Annotated in this window: 15 protein-coding genes and 2 tRNA genes; 8 read left to right on the forward strand and 9 right to left on the reverse strand. The window is 70.4% G+C overall.

The genetic code is table 11. The annotated features are described in order from the left end of the window. Positions 1 to 85 precede the first annotated feature (85 nt). The gene (locus BCD49_RS13995; protein WP_007515991.1) at positions 86 to 1,459 is read right to left on the reverse strand and encodes a zinc-dependent metalloprotease; all 1,374 of its coding nucleotides are present in this window, start codon (positions 1,457 to 1,459) and stop codon (positions 86 to 88) included. A 172-nt stretch (positions 1,460 to 1,631) separates the two neighbouring features. Between BCD49_RS13995 and BCD49_RS14000 the strand changes: the two genes are divergently transcribed. From BCD49_RS14000 to BCD49_RS14010, 3 genes are all read left to right on the forward strand, one after another. Then, positions 1,632 to 2,144 carry a molybdenum cofactor biosynthesis protein MoaE gene (locus BCD49_RS14000; protein ID WP_007515990.1) on the forward strand — a complete coding sequence of 171 codons (513 nt, stop codon included), beginning with the start codon at positions 1,632 to 1,634 and terminating at the stop codon, positions 2,142 to 2,144. A gap of 100 nt (positions 2,145 to 2,244) precedes the next feature. Further along, the gene (locus BCD49_RS14005; protein ID WP_007515989.1) at positions 2,245 to 2,700 is read left to right on the forward strand and encodes a hypothetical protein; all 456 of its coding nucleotides are present in this window, start codon (positions 2,245 to 2,247) and stop codon (positions 2,698 to 2,700) included. Between the two features lie 105 nt (positions 2,701 to 2,805). Then, entirely contained in the window at positions 2,806 to 3,882 is a 1,077-nt protein-coding gene (locus BCD49_RS14010) for a YlbL family protein (protein ID WP_007515988.1), read from the forward strand. A gap of 257 nt (positions 3,883 to 4,139) precedes the next feature. On the opposite strand, the gene BCD49_RS14015 is transcribed toward BCD49_RS14010, so the two are convergent. After that, positions 4,140 to 4,649, reverse strand: coding sequence for a PPA1309 family protein (locus BCD49_RS14015; protein WP_007515987.1), 510 nt, complete (start codon positions 4,647 to 4,649; stop codon positions 4,140 to 4,142). A 143-nt stretch (positions 4,650 to 4,792) separates the two neighbouring features. On the opposite strand from BCD49_RS14015, the gene BCD49_RS14020 reads away from it, so the two are divergent. Together BCD49_RS14020 and BCD49_RS14025 are read left to right on the forward strand one after the other, a co-directional pair. After that, positions 4,793 to 7,837, forward strand: a complete 3,045-nt coding sequence (locus tag BCD49_RS14020; protein WP_007515986.1) for a UPF0182 family membrane protein — start codon at positions 4,793 to 4,795, stop codon at positions 7,835 to 7,837. 83 nt (positions 7,838 to 7,920) lie between these two features. Continuing rightward, positions 7,921 to 7,994, forward strand: a tRNA-Met gene (locus tag BCD49_RS14025). A 51-nt stretch (positions 7,995 to 8,045) separates the two neighbouring features. Here the strand turns inward: BCD49_RS14025 and BCD49_RS14030 are convergent. From BCD49_RS14030 to BCD49_RS14045, 4 genes are read right to left on the reverse strand one after another with little or no spacing between them, the layout of a single operon-like run. Further along, positions 8,046 to 8,987 (reverse strand): carbohydrate kinase family protein, encoded by a 942-nt coding sequence (locus tag BCD49_RS14030; RefSeq protein WP_007515985.1) that lies wholly within the window; start codon positions 8,985 to 8,987, stop codon positions 8,046 to 8,048. A 58-nt stretch (positions 8,988 to 9,045) separates the two neighbouring features. Further along, on the reverse strand, positions 9,046 to 9,870 hold the full coding sequence (locus BCD49_RS14035) for an ATP-binding cassette domain-containing protein (protein ID WP_007515984.1): 825 nt from the start codon (positions 9,868 to 9,870) through the stop codon (positions 9,046 to 9,048). Beyond that, positions 9,867 to 10,871, reverse strand: coding sequence for an ABC transporter permease (locus tag BCD49_RS14040; protein ID WP_051466220.1), 1,005 nt, complete (start codon positions 10,869 to 10,871; stop codon positions 9,867 to 9,869). Before BCD49_RS14040 ends, BCD49_RS14035 begins: the two co-directional genes overlap by 4 nt. Before the next feature lie 49 nt (positions 10,872 to 10,920). Beyond that, positions 10,921 to 12,033 (reverse strand): substrate-binding domain-containing protein, encoded by a 1,113-nt coding sequence (locus BCD49_RS14045; protein ID WP_007515982.1) that lies wholly within the window; start codon positions 12,031 to 12,033, stop codon positions 10,921 to 10,923. Positions 12,034 to 12,205: 172 nt separating this feature from the next. Between BCD49_RS14045 and BCD49_RS14050 the strand changes: the two genes are divergently transcribed. Then, positions 12,206 to 13,228, forward strand: a complete 1,023-nt coding sequence (locus BCD49_RS14050; protein ID WP_007515981.1) for a LacI family DNA-binding transcriptional regulator — start codon at positions 12,206 to 12,208, stop codon at positions 13,226 to 13,228. Between the two features lie 274 nt (positions 13,229 to 13,502). After that, positions 13,503 to 13,579: transfer RNA gene (locus BCD49_RS14055), tRNA-Met, on the forward strand. A gap of 97 nt (positions 13,580 to 13,676) precedes the next feature. On the opposite strand, the gene BCD49_RS14060 is transcribed toward BCD49_RS14055, so the two are convergent. After that, positions 13,677 to 15,059: an aspartate aminotransferase family protein gene (locus BCD49_RS14060; protein ID WP_232794279.1), complete on the reverse strand. Its 1,383-nt coding sequence runs from the start codon at positions 15,057 to 15,059 to the stop codon at positions 13,677 to 13,679. Between the two features lie 203 nt (positions 15,060 to 15,262). On the opposite strand from BCD49_RS14060, the gene BCD49_RS14065 reads away from it, so the two are divergent. Then, positions 15,263 to 15,745 carry an Lrp/AsnC family transcriptional regulator gene (locus tag BCD49_RS14065; protein WP_106410173.1) on the forward strand — a complete coding sequence of 161 codons (483 nt, stop codon included), beginning with the start codon at positions 15,263 to 15,265 and terminating at the stop codon, positions 15,743 to 15,745. Positions 15,746 to 15,866: 121 nt separating this feature from the next. Here the strand turns inward: BCD49_RS14065 and BCD49_RS14070 are convergent, their stop codons facing one another. Continuing rightward, on the reverse strand, positions 15,867 to 16,136 hold the full coding sequence (locus tag BCD49_RS14070) for a hypothetical protein (RefSeq protein ID WP_007515977.1): 270 nt from the start codon (positions 16,134 to 16,136) through the stop codon (positions 15,867 to 15,869). A gap of 152 nt (positions 16,137 to 16,288) precedes the next feature. After that, on the reverse strand, positions 16,289 to 17,650 hold the full coding sequence (locus BCD49_RS14075; RefSeq protein WP_007515976.1) for an NAD(P)/FAD-dependent oxidoreductase: 1,362 nt from the start codon (positions 17,648 to 17,650) through the stop codon (positions 16,289 to 16,291). Positions 17,651 to 17,685 lie beyond the last annotated feature (35 nt).

The following is a 17,685-nucleotide window of genomic DNA, read 5'->3' on the forward strand; positions in this document are numbered from 1 at the left end:
TCCCGGTTGGCAACCGTTGGCCCGGAGGTGTCCGCGCCGGGACGCACCCGGCGCGCTCCTTCAGCAGGGGTGCGTCACCCGCCGGCTATGCCGACGCGTCGGGATCCGGCTCGTCGGGACCCTCGTTGGGAGGCGTGTCCCGCAGCTTCTCGATCTCGGCGATCGGGTCCAGCAGGCTCGCCGTGGCGCCGGAGACGAATCCCTCCGGGTTGGCCAGGTCGTCCGCCGACGGCAACAGGTCCGGATGGCCCCAGACGGCGTCGCGCCCGTCGGAACCGCGCGCCACCCGCAGCGCCTCCCACAGCGCCGCGGCCTCTCGCAGCCGCCGCGGCCGCAGGGACAGGCCCACCAGGGTCGCGAAGGTCTGCTCGGCAGGGCCGCCCTCGGCTCGCCGCCGACGCACCATCTCGCGCAGCCGGGCGGCGGCGGGCAGGTGCTCGCTGGCCGCGATGTCGGTGACGTGGTCGACCCAGCCCTCGACGAGGGCGAGCGCGACCTCCAGGCGGCCGAGCGCCGCCTCCTGCTCCGGCGTCGTGGCGTCGGCGAACACGTCCTCGCCGAGCGCCTCGGAGAGCTTCTCCGGATCCGTGATCATGGTGGGGTCGACCATCCGCATGACCTGGCCCAGCGCCTCCTGATCGACGGTGATGCCGCGGGCGTACTCCTCCACGGTGCCGAGCAGGTGGGCGCGCAGCCACGGGACGTGGGCGAACAGCCGCGTCGCCGTGGCCTCTCGCAGCGCCAGGTAGATCCGGACCTCCTCGGCCTCGATGCCGAGGCCCTCGCCGAAGGCGGCGACATTCGCCGGCAACAGCGCGGCCGTCCCGACTGGCGCCAGCGGGAGCCCGATCTCGGTCGACGACACGACCTCCCCGGCGAGGGTCCCGATCGCCTGGCCGACCTGGGCGCCGAACAGCATTCCGCCAACCCGGTTCATCATCTCGACGACCGGGCCGCCGGCCGCCATCAGCTGGCCGAGGTCGAGGCCGGGCGGCAGCGCCGCCGCGACCTCCGGCGGCAGGCCCTCGGCGCCGCCGAGCTGGGCGAGGCCACCGGACAGGCCCGCGCGCATCGCCTCGACCACCTTCGTGGCGACCGGGTCGCACAGCGTCCGCCAGACCGGGAGCGTCGCCTCGATCCACTGCTGCCTGGACCAGGCACGGGCCGTCGATCCGCCGGCCGGCAGGGAGGTGACCGGGTCGAGCCAGATGTCGGCGATGCGCAGCGCGCCGGCGACGTTCTCCTCGTCCGCCGCGGTGATCGCCGGGTCGTCGGAGCCGACGGTCCTGGCCGCCACCTGCCGGGCAAGCTCCCAGTTGACCGGGCCACCCTGCCAGGACAGCAGTTTCTCCAACTCGGCGAAGAACGGCGCCGCGCCGCCGAACGGGCCGAGCGGCCCCTTCTCAGGGTCCCCGCCCCCATCACCTGGGGTGAAGCCGAACGGAAACTGGCTACTCATCGGCTCGACACCCTCGCTGCGTGCTGTGCGGACATGTATCCACCGTAGTGCGGCGTCGGCCGTTTCGGGCGCCGAGCGCCCGTACCAGCGACCCATCGGGCGTGGGCCAGGCCGCCACCAGACCTCATGATCAAGAAAGCCTCGGTTTGGTCACAACGGCTACCGTCGCCGTATGGACATCTCCCTGGCCGCCTCCTCGGTCGGTGCGGACGGCGGTGCGCTCGTCGTCGCCGAGCTGCGGGACTCCCCGCTGTCGGTGGACGAGTGCCTGGCCGCGGTCTCGCTGCCCGGGGCGGGCGGTACCGCGCTGTTCGTCGGGACCGTCCGTGACCACGACGACGGGCGTCCCGTCGTCGAGCTGGAGTATGTCGCGCACCCGCTCGCCGAGCGCGAGATGACAGCCGTCGCCCGCGAGGTCGCGGACGGCGCCGCTCCGGGGGCGACCGGCGCCCCCGCGAGCCGCGGCGTGCTGGCGGTCGCCGTGGTGCACCGCACCGGGCTGCTGACGATCGGGGACATCGCGGTCGTCGCGGCCGCGTCGGCGGCGCACCGGGCCGAGGCCTTCGCCGCGTGCCGCCAGCTCATCGACGAGGTCAAGGGCCGGGTGCCCATCTGGAAGCGGCAGCTGTTCGCCGATGGCACCTCGGAATGGGTAGGCGCCTGCTCAAGTGGGCACCTACGATAGAGCTGGGCCTGGACAGATCCTGATCATCTACCTCGCTGATCCCAACTCTCCTGGTCAACCCCCTTTTCGTTCGCTTCCCCTTCCTCGCGTCGAGGCCGCCATGTGGTTGCTTCTGATTCCCCCCGCGGCGCTACTGCTGGCGCTGCTGTGGACCGCGCTGCGCGGTCGTCCGAAGCGAGCCCGAGAAGCGATGATCACCATCGAGGGCTACCGCCGGAGCATGGACGCGCTGGCGAGACCCGTCGATCCCTCCGCCGGAAGCGCCCCGAAGGACGCGGTCTATCCGGGCGACGCCGTCCGGGGGGCCAAGGCTGCGGCCCCTGCCCGCGAGGCGATGGCTGGGCGGCCGGCCAGGCCCCCACGGGTGGAAGCCGTCGTCCCGGCCGCGCGGGTCGTCGACGACCAGGTGCCGGGGGACAGGGCGTCGGGGGACCGGATGCCGGAGGACAGGGCGTCGGAGGACAGGGCACCGAAGGACTCGGCGGACGCCGAGCTCGCGCGGCGGCGGGCGGTGCCGGAGGCGACCGGACCGCTGGGAAGCGAGCCGGCTCGCTAGGCCGGACGCGCGGACATCCCTGGTCAGCGCCCGGGATGTCTGCGTGGGCCAGGGCCGGTCGGTGGGAGCCACTGTCGGGATCTAGGCCTACGTAGACTGCGGGACATGGCCCGCAGGACTCAGACCCTGGTCGTCGCGTCGGTGCTCGCGCTGGTGCTGGGGATAGCGGGGCTGTGGCTTCCGGTGCCGTTCGTGACGCTGGCCCCGGGGCCGGTGACGGACACGCTCGGCAGCGTCAAGGGCGTGACGCTGATCGACATCAAGGGGCGCCAGACGTACCCGACCAGCGGGAAGCTGGAACTCACCACCGTCGAGGAGACGCCCCGGCTGAACCTGCTGGGCGCCCTCGAGGACTGGGTCGACGGTGATCGCGCGGTCGTTCCCCGGGAGCTGATCGAGCCGCCTGGCTCGACCCAGGAGCAGATCCAGCAGGAGAACACCCAGGCGATGCTGGACTCCCAGGATCAGGCGACCGCGGCGGCGCTGACCGAGCTGGGCATCGAGTCGACCGGCACCTCCGTCGTCGTGGTCGCCGTGCCCACCGACTCGCCGGCGACGGGCAAGCTGTCGCCCGGTGACATCGTGACCGAGGTCAACGGCACACCGGTGCATTCCCAGGTCGAGCTGCGTGGAGAGATCGGCAAGGCCAAGCCGGGCGAGGATGTCAAAATCACCTTCCAGCACGGCGCGACGTCGTCCTCCTCGTCGTCCTCGTCGAACGGTGGCGGCACCCCGACGACAACCGTCATCACCACCGGAACGGCTCCCGACGACAAGACCCGGCCGATCATCGGGATCACGACGACGGAGAAGCGGACCTACCCGTTCACCGTTCGAATCCGGATCTCGGACGTCGGCGGACCGAGCGCGGGGCTGATGTTCGCCCTGGGCATCATCGACCTGCTCACGCCGGGGCAGCTCACCGGCGGCCGGATCATCGCTGGTACCGGCACGATCGACACCACCGGCAAGGTCGGCCCCATCGGGGGCATCCAGCAGAAGATCCTCGGCGCCCGCGGCTCGGGCGCGACCGTGTTCCTCGTCCCCGCGGACAACTGCGCGGACGCGAAGAAGATGGCCCCGAGCGGTCTGACTCTGATCAAGGTCGACAAGCTCTCGAACGCCCTCGACGCCCTAGAGAAGCTCGGCGGCCCCCAGAGGTCATCGATCCCGACCTGCTGACTGTGCTGATGGTTCGCTCCGTCCGGGCGGCGCGCTCCGGCCCCGTACTCGCTTCGCTCCCATGGGACCTCCGCGCGCCGTCCTCCTGCGCTCACGCGCGCTCCTGCGACCTCCGCTGCGGCACCCCTACGTCGCTTCGCTCGTAGGGATGCCTCCGCGGAGGCGCGCCTCCGCGCCAGCTCGGTCGCGATCCGCTGGAACGTTGCGAAACCACAGCAGGCTCGGCGGGGCCACGTCGCTTCGCTCGTGGCTGGGCCTTACAAAAAAGTGGCGAAGAGGCCGTCGAACAGGGCGTCGGCGATGTCGGGGTCGACGACGATCTCGCGCTCGTCGTTGCGGCGGCGCAGGCACGAGGTGAACTTGCCCGAGCGGGTGACCGCGACGGCGACCCGGATGTCCTGGCGCTCCGGATGCCTGGTCGCCCAGACGTCGATCTCGTGATCCTCGTAGGGAATCTCTTCCTCGGCGCTCGGCGGCAGTACCACCAGCTCGGTGACGAGCACGCAGCCCTCGACCTCGTCCGGCCACCCGATCGTGCCCAGCATCTGCTCGAGCGGGCCCTCGGGGAGGTTCTCCTGCTCGATGGGGGTCAGCTGCCGTGACGCCGCCTCGCCGAGGTGATCGGTCAGGCTCGGGTCGTAGGCCAGCAGGTCCGCGGTGTGTGCGAGCGCGAAGAGCCGGTGAGGCTGGTTCCAGCCGCCTGTGGCGACGTACCGCTCGAGCTCGAGCACGACCTCGGTCAGCTCCGGGAGATTTGGGCTCGTCACGGGCCCATCCTCTCTGATCGGCCCAGACGCCTCTCGGGCCACCCCGGACTGCTGGCGTAGGTTGCCCGTAGTGGGCCAAAGCCCGAGCGCCAGGTCGACTCGGGGGAAGGCGGGCCAGAGCCTGAGGGCACGGAGGATGCACTGTGGCAGCGCAACCGTCTGAGCGGGGAGCGCCGAAGGGCGCGGTCCGCCGGCCGTTCATCACCCGGCTACGCGTGATCGTGCCGCTGCTCGTGGTCGTCCTGTTGGTGATCTTGTTCTTCGCGCTCACGCCGGTCTACACCGACCTGCTGTTCTATCGGTCGGTCAACTTCAGCAAGGTCTTCACCACGGTCCTGTGGACGCGGGTGCTGCTGTTCGTGCTGTTCGGCGCCGTGATGGCGGTCGCCGTCGGCACCAACCTGGTGCTGGCCTACCGGCTGCGCCCGCCGGTGCGGCCGTTGTCGGTGGAGCAGCAGAACCTGGAGCGTTACCGGTCCGCGGTCGAGCCGTACCTGCTCATCGTCCTGCTCACGGTGACGGCGCTGTTCGGCCTCGCGGCCGGCCTGTCGGCGGCCGGGCGGTGGCGAACCTGGCTGCAGTGGGTCAACGGGCAGTCGTTCGGCGTGCGTGACCCGCAGTTCCACCGGGACATCAGCTACTACGCCTTCACGTACCCGTTCTATCGGTTCCTGTTCGGCTTCCTGCTGAGCGCGGTGATCCTCTCGCTGGTGGTGGCCGTGATCACCCACTACCTGTTCGGGGGCATCCGCATCCAGCCCCCGCGGGAGCGGACCGCCAGCGCGTCGATGGAGCGGGTGACCCCGGCGGCGAAGGCACACCTGTCGGTGCTGCTGGGGCTGCTCGCGCTGCTCAAGGCGTGGGGCTACTACCTGGACCGGTTCGGGTCGGTCTTCTCGTCGCGCGGGGTGGTGTCGACGGGCGCGGGCTACACCGACGTGCACGCCGTGCTGCCGGCGAAGCTCATCCTGCTGTTCATCTCGCTGGCCTGCGCGGGCCTGTTCATCTACAACATCTTCCAGCGCGGGTGGACGCTGCCGCTGCTCGGCGCCGGAATCCTCGTGCTGTCCTCGGTCGTGATCGGCGGTATCTACCCGGCGATCGTCCAGCAGTTCCAGGTGAAGCCGAACGAGGCGTCCCGGGAGGCGCCGTACATCACCCGCAACATCGAGGCGACGCGCGCGGCCTATGGGATCGCGGACGTGAAACCGCAGGACTACCGGCCGGCGACGAACGTGAGCGCGGACGCCGTCGCCGACGATGTCGGAACCGTCTCCAATGTCCGGCTGCTCGACCCGAACAAGCTGTCGCGGACCTTCACCCAGCTCCAGCAGTTCGGCAACTACTACGGCTTCCCGGACACCCTCGACATCGACCGGTACACGGTCGGCACCGGCTCGGGCGCCACCCGTGACTACGTCGTCTCCGTTCGCGAGCTCGACCAGAGCGGGCTCGCGCCGGCGCAGCGCAACTGGATCAACGAGCACCTGATCTACACGCACGGCAAGGGATTCGTCGCGGCGCCGGCGAACACCGTCGAGGGCGGTAAGCCCGTTTTCACCGTGGGAAACCTGCCGCAGACCGGTCCGTTCAACATAACCAAGAACCAGATCTACTTCGGGGAGCTCTCACCGGAGTACTCGATCGTCGGCACGAAGCAGGCCGAGATCGACGGCGCGGGTGACTCCCAGAACCAGGCGACCACGAGCTACGACGGCGATGGCGGGGTCTCGATCGGCTCCATGTTCAACCGTTTCGTCTTCTCTGTCCGCTTCGGGGAGAAGAACATCCTCTTCTCGTCCGACATCACCGACCATTCGCGGATCCTCTATGAGCGCAACCCACGCGACCGGGTCGCCAAGGTCGCGCCGTGGCTGACGCTCGACGGTGACCCGTACCCGGCGGTCGTGAACGGCCGGGTGACCTGGATCCTCGACGGCTACACCACGTCGGACGGCTACCCGTACTCCGACCGCAACGCCCTCGGCGAGGTCACCGCCGACGCGGTCACCGGGCAGAACCGCACCCAGCAGGGTTCGAATCAGATCAACTATCTCCGCAACTCGGTCAAGGCCACCGTCGACGCCTACGACGGGACCGTGACGCTCTACGCCTTCGACGAGAAGGACCCGGTGCTGCGGACCTGGATGCGCGCCTTCCCCGGCACGGTGAAGCCGGCCAAGGAGATTCCRACCGCGTTGAAGGCGCACTTCCGCTACCCCGAGGACCTCTTCAAGGTGCAACGGGACGTGCTCGCCGACTATCACGTGACCAATCCCCGGGCGTTCTACTCGCAGGAGGACTTCTGGGGCGTCTCGCCGGCGCCGGATGACGCGAACAAGGATCAGCCGCCCTTCTACGTGTACAGCCAGCTGCCCGGCCAGAAATCGCCGTCGTTCAACCTGACGTCGCCGTTGATCTCCAGACGGTCATCGAAGCTGGCCGCGTACGTCGCTGTCTCCAGCGATCCGGGTAACTATGGGAAGTTCGAGGTACTGCGCCTGCCGCAGGGGGTGACGATCAACGGGCCGGCCCAGGTGCAGAACCTGATAGAGACCAACGGCCCGGCAGCCCAGAAGCTCCTGGCCTGGCGAGGGAACAGCTCCAACACCACGATCGAGACCATCGAGGGCAACCTGCTCACCCTGCCGGTCGCCGGCGGCCTCGTGTACATCGAGCCCTACTACGTCCAGGCCAGAGACGCGTCCAGGTATCCGACCCTGCAGGGCGTCGCGGTCGTGTTCGGCGACAAGGTCGCGTTGGAGGACTCGCTGCAGGCCGCGCTCGTCAAGGTGTTCGGCGACGGGGCCGGAGCGGCCGCGGCCGGCGCCGGTACCACTGGCGGAGGCGGCGGGACCGGGCCGCCGTTGGCCCAGGACGGCACCACCACGTCACCGTCGCCCTCACCCTCGACGAGCGCGTCACCGACCCAGGCTCCCGCCGGCGCGAGCCCCGAGCTGCTGTCTGCGATCACCGACCTCAACAGGGCCCGCACGGACGAGGAGCAGGCACTCGAGAAGTCCCCGCCGGACTGGGCGGCCTTCGGCGCGGCGCGGACGGCCGAGGACAAGGCGATCGCCCGGATCAACGGGCTGACAGGCGCCAGCACGCCCTCGGCCTCGCCGTCACCCTCGGCCGCGCCGCCGTCCACGACGACACCGTCGCCCAGCGCCGGTCCGTCCGGCTAGCGGCATCGCGATGGGGCCGCCCAGCCGGCGGCCCCATCGTTTTGACAGCCCCCGCCGACCGTCTGATACGGTGGTTTCACCGACGCGGGGTGGAGCAGCTCGGTAGCTCGCTGGGCTCATAACCCAGAGGTCGCAGGTTCAAATCCTGTCCCCGCTACGAATTCAGGCCCGGAGATCGTGGATCTCCGGGCCTGAATATTGTGATGCGTCAGATCTCCCCTCCCGCGGACACGCCCAGGGCTGCGTCCAGCTCGGCGCGGGTGGGCGGGTCGGCACCCTCCCTTCCCACCGTCAGCGCCGCGACGACGGAGGCCTGGGTCAGTACGTCGAACCACCCGCTGTCGTCGAGAGTCCGGAGAGCCTCGCGCCGCGCGGACCCGAGCAGGCCCAGGCGCCAGAGCCGGTCGATCACCCCCGCGCAGAAGGCATCTCCCGCCCCGATCGTGTCCACGACCTCGACCCGGTGGGCGGGCGCGGCGACGACCGCGCCCGGCGTGACGCACAGCGACCCGCGGGCGCCTAGCGTCACCACCACCGCACTCGGCCCCAGCCCGAGGAGTCGTTCGGCGGCCTGGGCAGGCGCCAGCCCCGGCAGCAGGTGCGCGAGATCCTCGTCGGACGTGGTGACCACGTCCGCGAGTCGCACGATGCGCTCGACCCGTGTCCGCAGACCCTCGACGGCTCCCATCGCGGCCGGGCGTAGGTTGAGGTCGTAGGTAACGGTCGCGGCTGGGGCCAGGCCGCGGATGAGTTCGGCCACGTGCTGGGCACCGGGCGGGAGCACGGCACCGAACGATCCGGTGTGTACCACCACGGGCCGCGCGGCTGGAGGGTCGGGAGCGACGTCCCAGTCGAGGTCGAAGACGTATGACGCGTTGCCGTCGGCCCGCAGCCGTGCCTGGGCAGTCGACGTCCGCGGTCCGCGCTGGGCGAGCAGCTCGATGCCCTCGTCGCGGAAGTGCGCCGCCAGCCGCGCGCCCCGGCGGTCCGTCCCGAGCCGGGTGGCCAACGTCACCGGATGGCCGAGCCGGGCCAGCCCCACCGCGACATTCGCCGGACTTCCGCCAGGTCGCTCGCGAAGCGAGCCGTACGCGCCGTGCAGCACGTCAACGAGCGCCTCGCCGACGACCAGTGCGCTCCCGGGCCTCACCGCGCCCTGGCCACGGCAGCCGCGGTCATCGCCTGGAGCGGCATGCCGGCGTCGATCGTCATGGCGCCGCACGTCCCGGGGTCTCGGCCAGCGTCGTGGCGCCGGTCATGATCGCGACGGCCTCGGACATCGTGTGCGACCTCGGCGTGATCACCCCGGCCGACCGCCCGAGCCGCTGAATCTGGATCCGGTCCGCCACCTCGAACACGTTCGGCATGTTGTGGCTGATCAGAATCACGGCGAGCCCGCGTTTCTTCACCTCCTCGATCAGGCGGAGCACCTGGGCCGTCTCCTTCACGCCCAGCGCGGCCGTCGGCTCGTCGAGGACGACGAGCTTGCTGGCGAAGGCCGCGGCACGCGCCACCGCGACCGCCTGCCGCTGGCCGCCGGAGAGGGTCTCGACCGCCTGGCCCATGTTCTGCAGGGTCCCGATGCCGAGTTCGGTCATCGAGCGCTCGGCGCTGGCGCGCATCTCCTTCTTGTCGAGCATGCGCAGGACGGAGCCGAGGACGCCCTTACGGCGCACCTCGCGCCCGAGGAACAGGTTGCTCGCGATGTCGAGGGCCGGTGCCACCGCGAGCGTCTGGTAGACGGTCTCGATTCCGGCGGCCCGGGCGTCCTGCGGGCGCTTGAACTGCACCGGGGAGCCGTCGACCAGAATCTCGCCGGCGTCGGGGATGTAGGCCCCGGTGAGACACTTGATCAGGGTGGACTTGCCGGCGCCGTTGTCGCCGATGATGGCCAGAACCTCGCCCGGGTAGAGGTCGAGGTCGACGCCGTCGAGGCCGACCACCCGGCCGAAGGTCTTCACGAGCCCGCGGGCCTCGAGGGCGGGGACCCGGCGTTCGGCCGCGGCTAACGGCTTGGTCATCGTTGTGCTCATGCTCGCACTTTCCTGATCCACTGGTCGACACCCACGGCGGCGATGACGAGGATGCCGATGGCCAGCACGCGGTACTGGTCGTCGACCCCCGCGAGTGACAGGCCGCTGCGGAACACCCCGACGATCAGTGCGCCGATCAGCGACCCGACCACGACACCGCGGCCGCCGAAGAGGCTGGTTCCGCCGATCACGACGGCCGTGATGCTCTCGAGATTCGCGTCTGTCAGCGCATTGGGGCTGGCGGCCCCGGCGCGGCCGATGAGGATCCACGCGGTTATCCCGAAGATCACCCCGGCCGCCACGTACACCGACAGCAGCACCCGGCCTACTCTGATGCCCGCGAGCCTCGCCGCCTCCGCGTCGTTGCCGACTGCGTAGACGTGCCTGCCCCAGGCCGTCTGGCCGAGCGCGTAAGCCGCGAGGACGTACATCACCGCGACGAGCACGACCCCGGTGGTGATCCGGAACCGGCCCGCGCCGAAGGTGTCGCCCGTCCAGCTCAGCACGTCGGGCATGGACGACGCCTGGATGCTGCGCGCCTTGGAGTAGAGCAGCCCAAGCGCCGTGAAGACGCTCAGCGTGCCGAGCGTGGCGATGAATGGCGGCACCTTCAACCGCATGACGAGCAAGCCGTTGACGAGGCCGCCCAGCGCGCCGAGGGCGACGCCGATCGCGATCGCGAGCCCGCCCGGCAGGCCCTGCTCGGCGGCGAGCTTGGCCATCACCATCATGGAGAGCAGGGTGAGCGCGCCGACGGAAAGGTCGATGCCCGCCGTCAGGATGATCAGCGTCTGGCCGATCGCCAGCGCCGCCACGATCGCTACCTGCTGGAGAACCAACGAGAGCGACTGCGCGGAGGAGAACCTCGGGTTGACGATCGTGAACACGACGAACGAGGCCACCAGCACGAGGATCGGGCTGATCGTGGGATGCCCGTGCAGGAGGTGCTGAACCGACTGCGTCGGCGACCGGCGCCGAGCGGCGAAGGCCTCAGCCGCCATGGCTGGCTGGTGCGGGATGGTGGTTGACACAGGTTCCTCCGTCCCGGTCTCAGCTGACGGTGCCCCAGCAGATCTTGCTGGCCTCGTCGGTTCCGATGCTGTCGACGCCCGCCGCCGGCTTGTCAGTGACCAGCGCCGCGCCGGTGTCGAAGAAGTCAAGGCCCGGCGAGGTGGCCGGCTTCGCGCCGCCCTTGGCGATCTGGGCGATGGCCTCGACGCCGAGCTGGGCCATCTTGAGCGGGTACTGCTGCGAGGTGGCCGCGAGCGTGCCGTCCTTCACCTTGCTGACGCCGAGACAGCCGCCGTCGACAGAGACGATGGTCGCCTTCTTGCCCGCCGCCGCGAGGGCCTCGGACGCCCCGATCCCGGCCGGCTCGTTGATCGAGTAGACCAGGTTGATGTTCGGGTTCTTGGCCAGGCAGCGCTCCATGGCGCTCTTGCCGTCGGGCTGGGCGCCGTTGGTCGGCTCGTTGCAGGCGATCGTGTACCCGCCGCCGCTGTAGGTGCCGGTCTTGGCCTCGTCACCGTTCTTGGTCTTGTCCTTGACGTCGATCCCCATGCCAGTCAGAAAGCCCTGGTCGCGGTTGTAGTCCACGGAAACGATCTTGTCGTTGAAGAGGTCAAGCATCGCGATCACGACGTCTTGGCCCTTCATGGTCTTGGCCGCCCACTGGCCGATGAGCTCGCCGGCCTTGAAGTTGTCGGTCGCGTAGGTGATGTCGACGGTGTCGGCCGGGTCGGGCGGGGTGTCGAGCGCGATCACGTAAAGGCCGGCGTCCCGAGCCTTCTTGATCGCGGAGTTCACGCCCGGCCCGTTCGGGGTGATGAGGATGCCGTCCTGGCCGGCCGCGATCGCGTTCTCGATGAGCGTGATCTGGCCTTCCTCGTCGCCGTCCTCCTTGCCCGCGCCGACGGTGAGGTCGACGCCCTGTTCCTTGGCGGCCTTCTTGGCGCCCTCCTGCATCGCGACGAAGAACGGGTTGATCGAGTCCTTGGTGATCAGCGAGACCGAGACCGTGTCGGACCCGGAGCCGGACCCGGAGCCGCCACAGGCCGCCGTGGCGGTGACGGCGGACAGTAAGACGGCCGCGCAGGCGATTCGGTGAACGCGGGAGCGGACCCGGCCGGACGCCGTGGGTCGGGTGTGGCGGGTTCGGTGCATCGTGGCGGCCCTTCTCTCGGCTGTCCGGCTGACCTCGGCCGGACCAGACAACGTTGTCAGGCGATAGTTCTAGCCGGATGGCCCCGTGTCAAGCCTCATATGTCTGGATGCTGGGTATGATTGACAGCGTTGTCAGGACCCGGTCCCACTGGTTTTCGGAGGGAGGCCGCGCATGCGCAAGCGCGCCACCATGACGGACGTCGCCGCCTTGGCTGGCGTGAGCCTCAAGACCGTCTCGCGGGTCGTCAACGGCGAGCCGGGGGTATCACCCGATCTGGTCGAGCGGGTCCGCCGAGCCGTCGAGCAGCTCGACTACCGGCACAACCTGGCGGCGAGCAACCTACGGCGCGGGGTGCGCACCCAGACGATCGGCGTGCTGCTCCATGACCTCCGTAACGAGTACGCCGCGGAGCTGCTGCGCGTGATCGACGACCATGCCCGGCCGCTCGGCGTCGCGGTGCTCGCGTCGAGCCTCGACGACCACGAGGACCGCGAGCAGGTTCTCGTCCACGACATGGTCACGCGGCGCGTCGACGGGCTCGTGCTGATGCCGGCCAGCCCGGACCAGAGCTACCTGCTCCCGGAGGTCCGAGCGGGCCTCCCCGTCGTCGCCGTGGACCGGCCCGCGGCGGGCCTCGCGGTCGACACCGTCGTCGTCGACAACCGGGACGGCGCCCACCGGGCGACCGAGTACCTTCTTGGCCGAGGCCACGTTCGCGTCGCGTGTCTGACCGACCGCGGTCGGCTGTGGACCGCGCGGGAGCGGCTCCGCGGGTACATCGAAGCGATCACGGAAGCTGGCCTGCCCGTCGACGAGCGGGTCGTCGTCAAGGACCTGGCTACCGCCGCCGATGCGACGGCGGCGACCCGTGCGCTCCTCGATCTCGCCGATCCGCCTACCGCGGTGTTCGCCGGCCGCAACGACCTGTCGGTCGGCGTCGTCAGGGCGCTGCGTGAGCGCGCCCTCGAGCGCAGGGTCGCGGTCGTCGGCTTCGACGACTTCCCCTTGGCCGATCTGATGAGCCCGGCTGTCACGGTGGTCAGCCAGCAGGTGGCCGAGATCGGCGCGACCGCGGCACAGCTGCTTTTCGCCCGCATGCACGGCGAAGCGCCCACGCCACGGACCGTGGTGGTGCCGACCCGGCTCATCGAGCGCGAGTCCGGGCTGATCCCCGTGCCGGTCACGTCTGCCTGACGGCAGCCCGCGCCAGATCGCGCTCGCGTCCTCCTGGCGTGCGAGCTGATCTGAACCGACACTGCGTTCGAGGAACGGCCACCGTGACATCAGGGCGACGAGGCGTCCACGGCGTCGGTATCCTCCGGGCCCGCGCCCGGGACGAGGCACGCCCGCCGTCGCTGACCGAGCCGGCCGCGTTGCGTGGGTAGGTCTACGAGCTCCTCGAGACGGCTTCCTTTGAAGTCCGCCGTTTTGTCCACGTGCCGAGGGGCGTGTATAGTTGTCGTAACGACGCGGGGTGGAGCAGCTCGGTAGCTCGCTGGGCTCATAACCCAGAGGTCACAGGTTCAAATCCTGTCCCCGCTACCAACAAAGGACCGGATACGGGTCCCTGCAGGAAAAGCCGGCGCAGATGCGCCGGCTTTTCCTGTTTCTGAAGGCTGTCCTCCGGGGTGCGCGGGCCGAGTCAGCCGGCCGCTCGGGCGAGGTCGGCGCACATGGCGTCCAGGCTCTCCAAGTAACGGTCCACATCGGCGTCGGTGTGCTGGACGGAGAGGGTCCATTCCTCCTCGCGTCCCGGGGCCATCAGCACGCCGCGGTTGGCGTTGTAGAGCCAGGCGAGCTCGGGCAGCGCCGCGTTCTGGTGCTCCATGAACGTCGTGTAGTCGCGGATCGGCGCGTCGGTGAAGTGGACGCAGCCCTTCGAGGAGATACCGACCGTGTAGCCGGGGATGCCGTGGCGGGCGAGGAGCGCGTCGCACCCGGCGATGAGCCGGTCGTTCAGACGGTCGAGATGCGCGTACGCCGCCGGGGTGAGCACGTCGAACAGGCTCGCGCGCGCCGCCGCCATCGTCAGCGGGTTGCCGTTGTAGGTGCCGACCTGCTTCACCCTCCCGGCCGCCACGACCTCCATGATCTCCTCGGTGGCGCCGATCGCGCCGGAGGGCAGGCCGCCGCCCAACGCCTTGGCGAGCGTCACCATGTCCGGCGTGACGCCGAACCGCTCGGTAGCGCCGCCGGGCGCGACGCACAGGCCGGTCTTCACCTCGTCGAAGATCAGGACGATGCCGAGCCGCCGGGTGAGGTCCCGGACCGCCTCCAGGTAGCCGGGCTCGGGCAGGATGACGCCGAGGTTCATCATCGCCGCCTCCATGATCACGCAGGCGGGCTTGCGGCCCTCGTCGATGAGCCGCTCGATCCGGCGCTCCATCGCGGCGGCGTCGTTGAACGGCACGGGGACGGTGAGGTCGATGACCGCCTCCGGGATGCCGGCGCCGTAGCCGAGCGAGTTCATGTCGTCCGCCGGGCCGATGTCGGCGTAGGGGGCGCCGATCGAGACCATCACGTAGTCGTGGTGGCCGTGGTACGAGCCGAAGATCTTGACGATGGTCTCCCGGCCGGTGAGCCCGCGCGCGATCCGGATCGCGTCCATCGTCGCCTCGGAGCCCGAGTTGACGAAGCGCCACCGCGGCAGCCCGAACCGGCGGGCCAGCTCCTCGCTCACCACCACGGCGTCCTCGGTCGGCATCGCGAAGTGGCTGCCCAACGCGACCCGTTCCGAGACGGCGCGCACGATCGCCGGGTGCGCGTGGCCCTGCACCATCGAGCCGAACGCGTTGTGGAAGTCGGCGTACTCGTTGCCGTCGACGTCCCAGACCCGCGAGCCGCGCCCGTGGGTCAGGTAGATCGGCCACGGGTCGCGCTCCTGGTACGACGACGGGACGCCGCCGGTCATGGTGCGCAGCGCGCGCTCGTGCAGCGCGCCGGAGCCGGGGGTGGCCGCCTCCAGCCGCGACTCCTCGCGGCGGGCGAGCTCGGTGGCTCGCTCGGTGAGCGTCGCCGCCGAGATCCCCGCGGCCTGTTGGTTGCGTGTGTCAGCCGTGGTCACGGCGGCCCTCCAAGGCTCGCGACGAACAGTTCGATGCTGAAAGCGTAGCCGACTGTCCGGTCAGCGATGGAATCCGTCGATAGATTCCCCTTTCGTCACCGCATCGTGGTCAGAATCGAGTGGTCATACGATGACGTGCGGCCGGCGAGGAGGAAACAGTGCAGATGCGCAGGGCGCCGAGTGGTCGTTCCTCGTCCGAGCCCCTGCTGGACGACGTCAACAAGGCGATCATCGAACAGCTCCAGCAGGACGGCCGGCGGTCGTACGCGGCGATGGCCGCGGCGGTCGGGCTGTCCGAGGCCGCCGTGCGCCAGCGGGTGCAACGGCTGCTCGACGCCGGAATCATGCAGATCGTCGCGGTCACCGATCCGTTGCGGGTGGGTTTCCGGCGTCAGGCGATGATCGGGGTGCGCGTGACCGGCGACACCAGGGAGGTCGCCAACGCCCTGGCGGAGCTGCCCGAGGTCGACTACGTCGTGATCACAGCCGGGTCGTTCGACCTGCTGCTGGAGATCGTCGCGGAGGATGACGAGCACCTGATCTCCTTGGTCAACGACCACATCAGGGCGCTTCCTCAGGTCAGGGAGACCGAGACGTTCGTCTACCTTCGCCTGGTGAAGCAGACCTACACCTGGGGTGTCCGCTAAGACGCGGTCACTCAAAGCGCGGTCACTCAAAGCGCCGTCCGGCACGGCGTTGTCCGTTAAGACGCCTTCTACCAGGGCGCCGTCCACGAAGGCTTGGTAACTGTCRGCCTGACCGCGCTCGTCACCGACGGCGGGGCGGGGTGCGCCAGCCGCCGGGACCGGTCGGGTCGATGGTGTCCGCGGCGGCGAGGAGCGCCTGAGCGAGGGCCCGAGCCTCGGTTGGGCCCAGGTAGGCGACCGCGAGTGTGTCGAACATCGGGGAGACCAGGCGAAGCAGAATGATGGCCCCGTTGTCGCGGCCCGCTGGCGGTTCCGGCCGGACCGTGATCTCGGAACCGCCGAGGCGGGTCACCATCGTGTCGTCGGCTGGTTCACGTTCGACCTGAGGCATGGGCCGTCCCCACTATCTGGGCCGGCTGACATCCGGCCATCGCGCTCTGTGGGACTCCTGAAACCACCCTCTGGTTGTGCGTCGGTTGACTTTTGCGACTATTCGGCCCCTTCGCCGGAGATCTCCCGCGGACGACGGGCGGGCAGGAGCCGTCAGTGGCCGGTGAGACGGTCCACGGCCTTGCCGAGATGGGACGGCCGGCCGGTGCGGTTCTCGCGGGCGTCGGACGTCGCGGCGCCGAGACGGCCGACGTTGACGCCGAGCCACCGCAGCGGCTCGGGCTCCCACAGCCGGGCGGGCCGGTTCACCCAGGGAAGCCTCGTGTTCGGGGTGTCCAGGCCCGCGGCCAGCTCGGCGAGCGTCCGCCCGGCCAGGGCGCTCGCGGCTACGCCGTCGCCGACGTAGCCGCCGCCACTGCCGAGTCCCGTGGCCGGGTCGAAACGCACCGACGGGGTCCAGTCGCGGGGCACGCCGAGCGGGCCGCCCCAGCGATGGGTGATCTCGGCGCGCGCCGCCGCGGGGAACAGGGTGCCGAGGGTGCGGCGCAGGTGCTCGAAGACGGCGTCCTCATGGTCGAAGGACGGCCTGACCCGCGAGCCGAGGTGGTAGGGCGCCCCCCGGCCGCCCAGCACGATGCGCCCGTCGGCGGTGCGCTGGGCGTAGATGATCAGTCGGCGGGCGTCGTTCAGCGTGAACCGTTCCCGCCAGCCGATCTCGTCCCAGGCCGCGGCCGGCAGCGGTTCGGTCGCGATGACCAGCGAGTAGACGGGCACGAGCTCGCGGCGGTGACCGGAGAACCGGGGCGTCCATGCCTCGGTCGCCCGGATCACGACGTCGGCCCGGACGGTGCCACCGTCGAGCTCGACCTGCCCGGGGCTGATCGCGCGGGCGGCCGAGTGCTCGAAGATCGTCACGCCGCGCCGTTCGACCGCGTCCGCCAGCCCCCTGACCAGCTTCCCGGGTGACAGGGCGGCGCACTCCGGGTCGAACACGCCGCCGAGCGCGCCCGGGATGCGCACCCGCTGGGCCACCTGGTCGGCGGTCAGCCAGCCGCCGCCTCCGGCGCGCAGCCTCGCCTCCTGCGCGGGCGTGGTGGCCAGGCACAGGTAGCCGTCCTTGGCGAAGTCGCAGTCGATGCCCTCGGCGGCGGCGACCGCGCCGACCTGGTCGACGGTGGCGGCCAGCGCCGGGCGCATCTGGTCGGCGATCGAGGCGACCGGGAACAGCGCCGAGCACCAGCCGCCGTTGCGGCCGGACGCGCCGAACCCGGCGACCTCGCTCTCGACCACGACCACGCGCTTCTCCGGGGCGAGCGCGGCCAGATGGTACGCGGTCCACAGCCCGGTGAAGCCGGCGCCGACGACGCAGACGTCGGCGCGCAGGTCGCCGCGTACGGGCGGCCGTGGCGTCACGGGCGCCAGGAGCTGGTCGGTCCACAGCGAGGCCGGCAGCGCCGTCGACGGGCGCGCCGGGCGGCGGCGTATCCGCTGGAGGATCCGAGCCGCGTCAGCCACCTGCCCTGCCTACCCTTCGAAACGGGACACGCACC

The sequence above is a fragment of the Pseudofrankia sp. EUN1h genome (assembly GCF_001854645.1).
GTDB classification, from domain to species: Bacteria; Actinomycetota; Actinomycetes; order Frankiales; family Frankiaceae; genus Pseudofrankia; species Pseudofrankia saprophytica.

Excerpts from the sequence above, each read along its gene's own strand:
- BCD49_RS13995 (WP_007515991.1), bottom strand. The coding sequence starts at position 1,459 with ATGAGTAGCCAGTTTCCGTTCGGCTTCACCCCAGGTGATGGGGGCGGG.
- BCD49_RS14000 (WP_007515990.1), top strand. The coding sequence starts at position 1,632 with ATGGACATCTCCCTGGCCGCCTCCTCGGTCGGTGCGGACGGCGGTGCG.
- BCD49_RS14005 (WP_007515989.1), top strand. The coding sequence starts at position 2,245 with ATGTGGTTGCTTCTGATTCCCCCCGCGGCGCTACTGCTGGCGCTGCTG.
- BCD49_RS14010 (WP_007515988.1), top strand. The coding sequence starts at position 2,806 with ATGGCCCGCAGGACTCAGACCCTGGTCGTCGCGTCGGTGCTCGCGCTG.
- BCD49_RS14035 (WP_007515984.1), bottom strand. The coding sequence starts at position 9,870 with ATGAGCACAACGATGACCAAGCCGTTAGCCGCGGCCGAACGCCGGGTC.
- BCD49_RS14040 (WP_051466220.1), bottom strand. The coding sequence starts at position 10,871 with ATGGCGGCTGAGGCCTTCGCCGCTCGGCGCCGGTCGCCGACGCAGTCG.
- BCD49_RS14045 (WP_007515982.1), bottom strand. The coding sequence starts at position 12,033 with ATGCACCGAACCCGCCACACCCGACCCACGGCGTCCGGCCGGGTCCGC.
- BCD49_RS14050 (WP_007515981.1), top strand. The coding sequence starts at position 12,206 with ATGCGCAAGCGCGCCACCATGACGGACGTCGCCGCCTTGGCTGGCGTG.
- BCD49_RS14065 (WP_106410173.1), top strand. The coding sequence starts at position 15,263 with ATGCGCAGGGCGCCGAGTGGTCGTTCCTCGTCCGAGCCCCTGCTGGAC.
- BCD49_RS14070 (WP_007515977.1), bottom strand. The coding sequence starts at position 16,136 with ATGCCTCAGGTCGAACGTGAACCAGCCGACGACACGATGGTGACCCGC.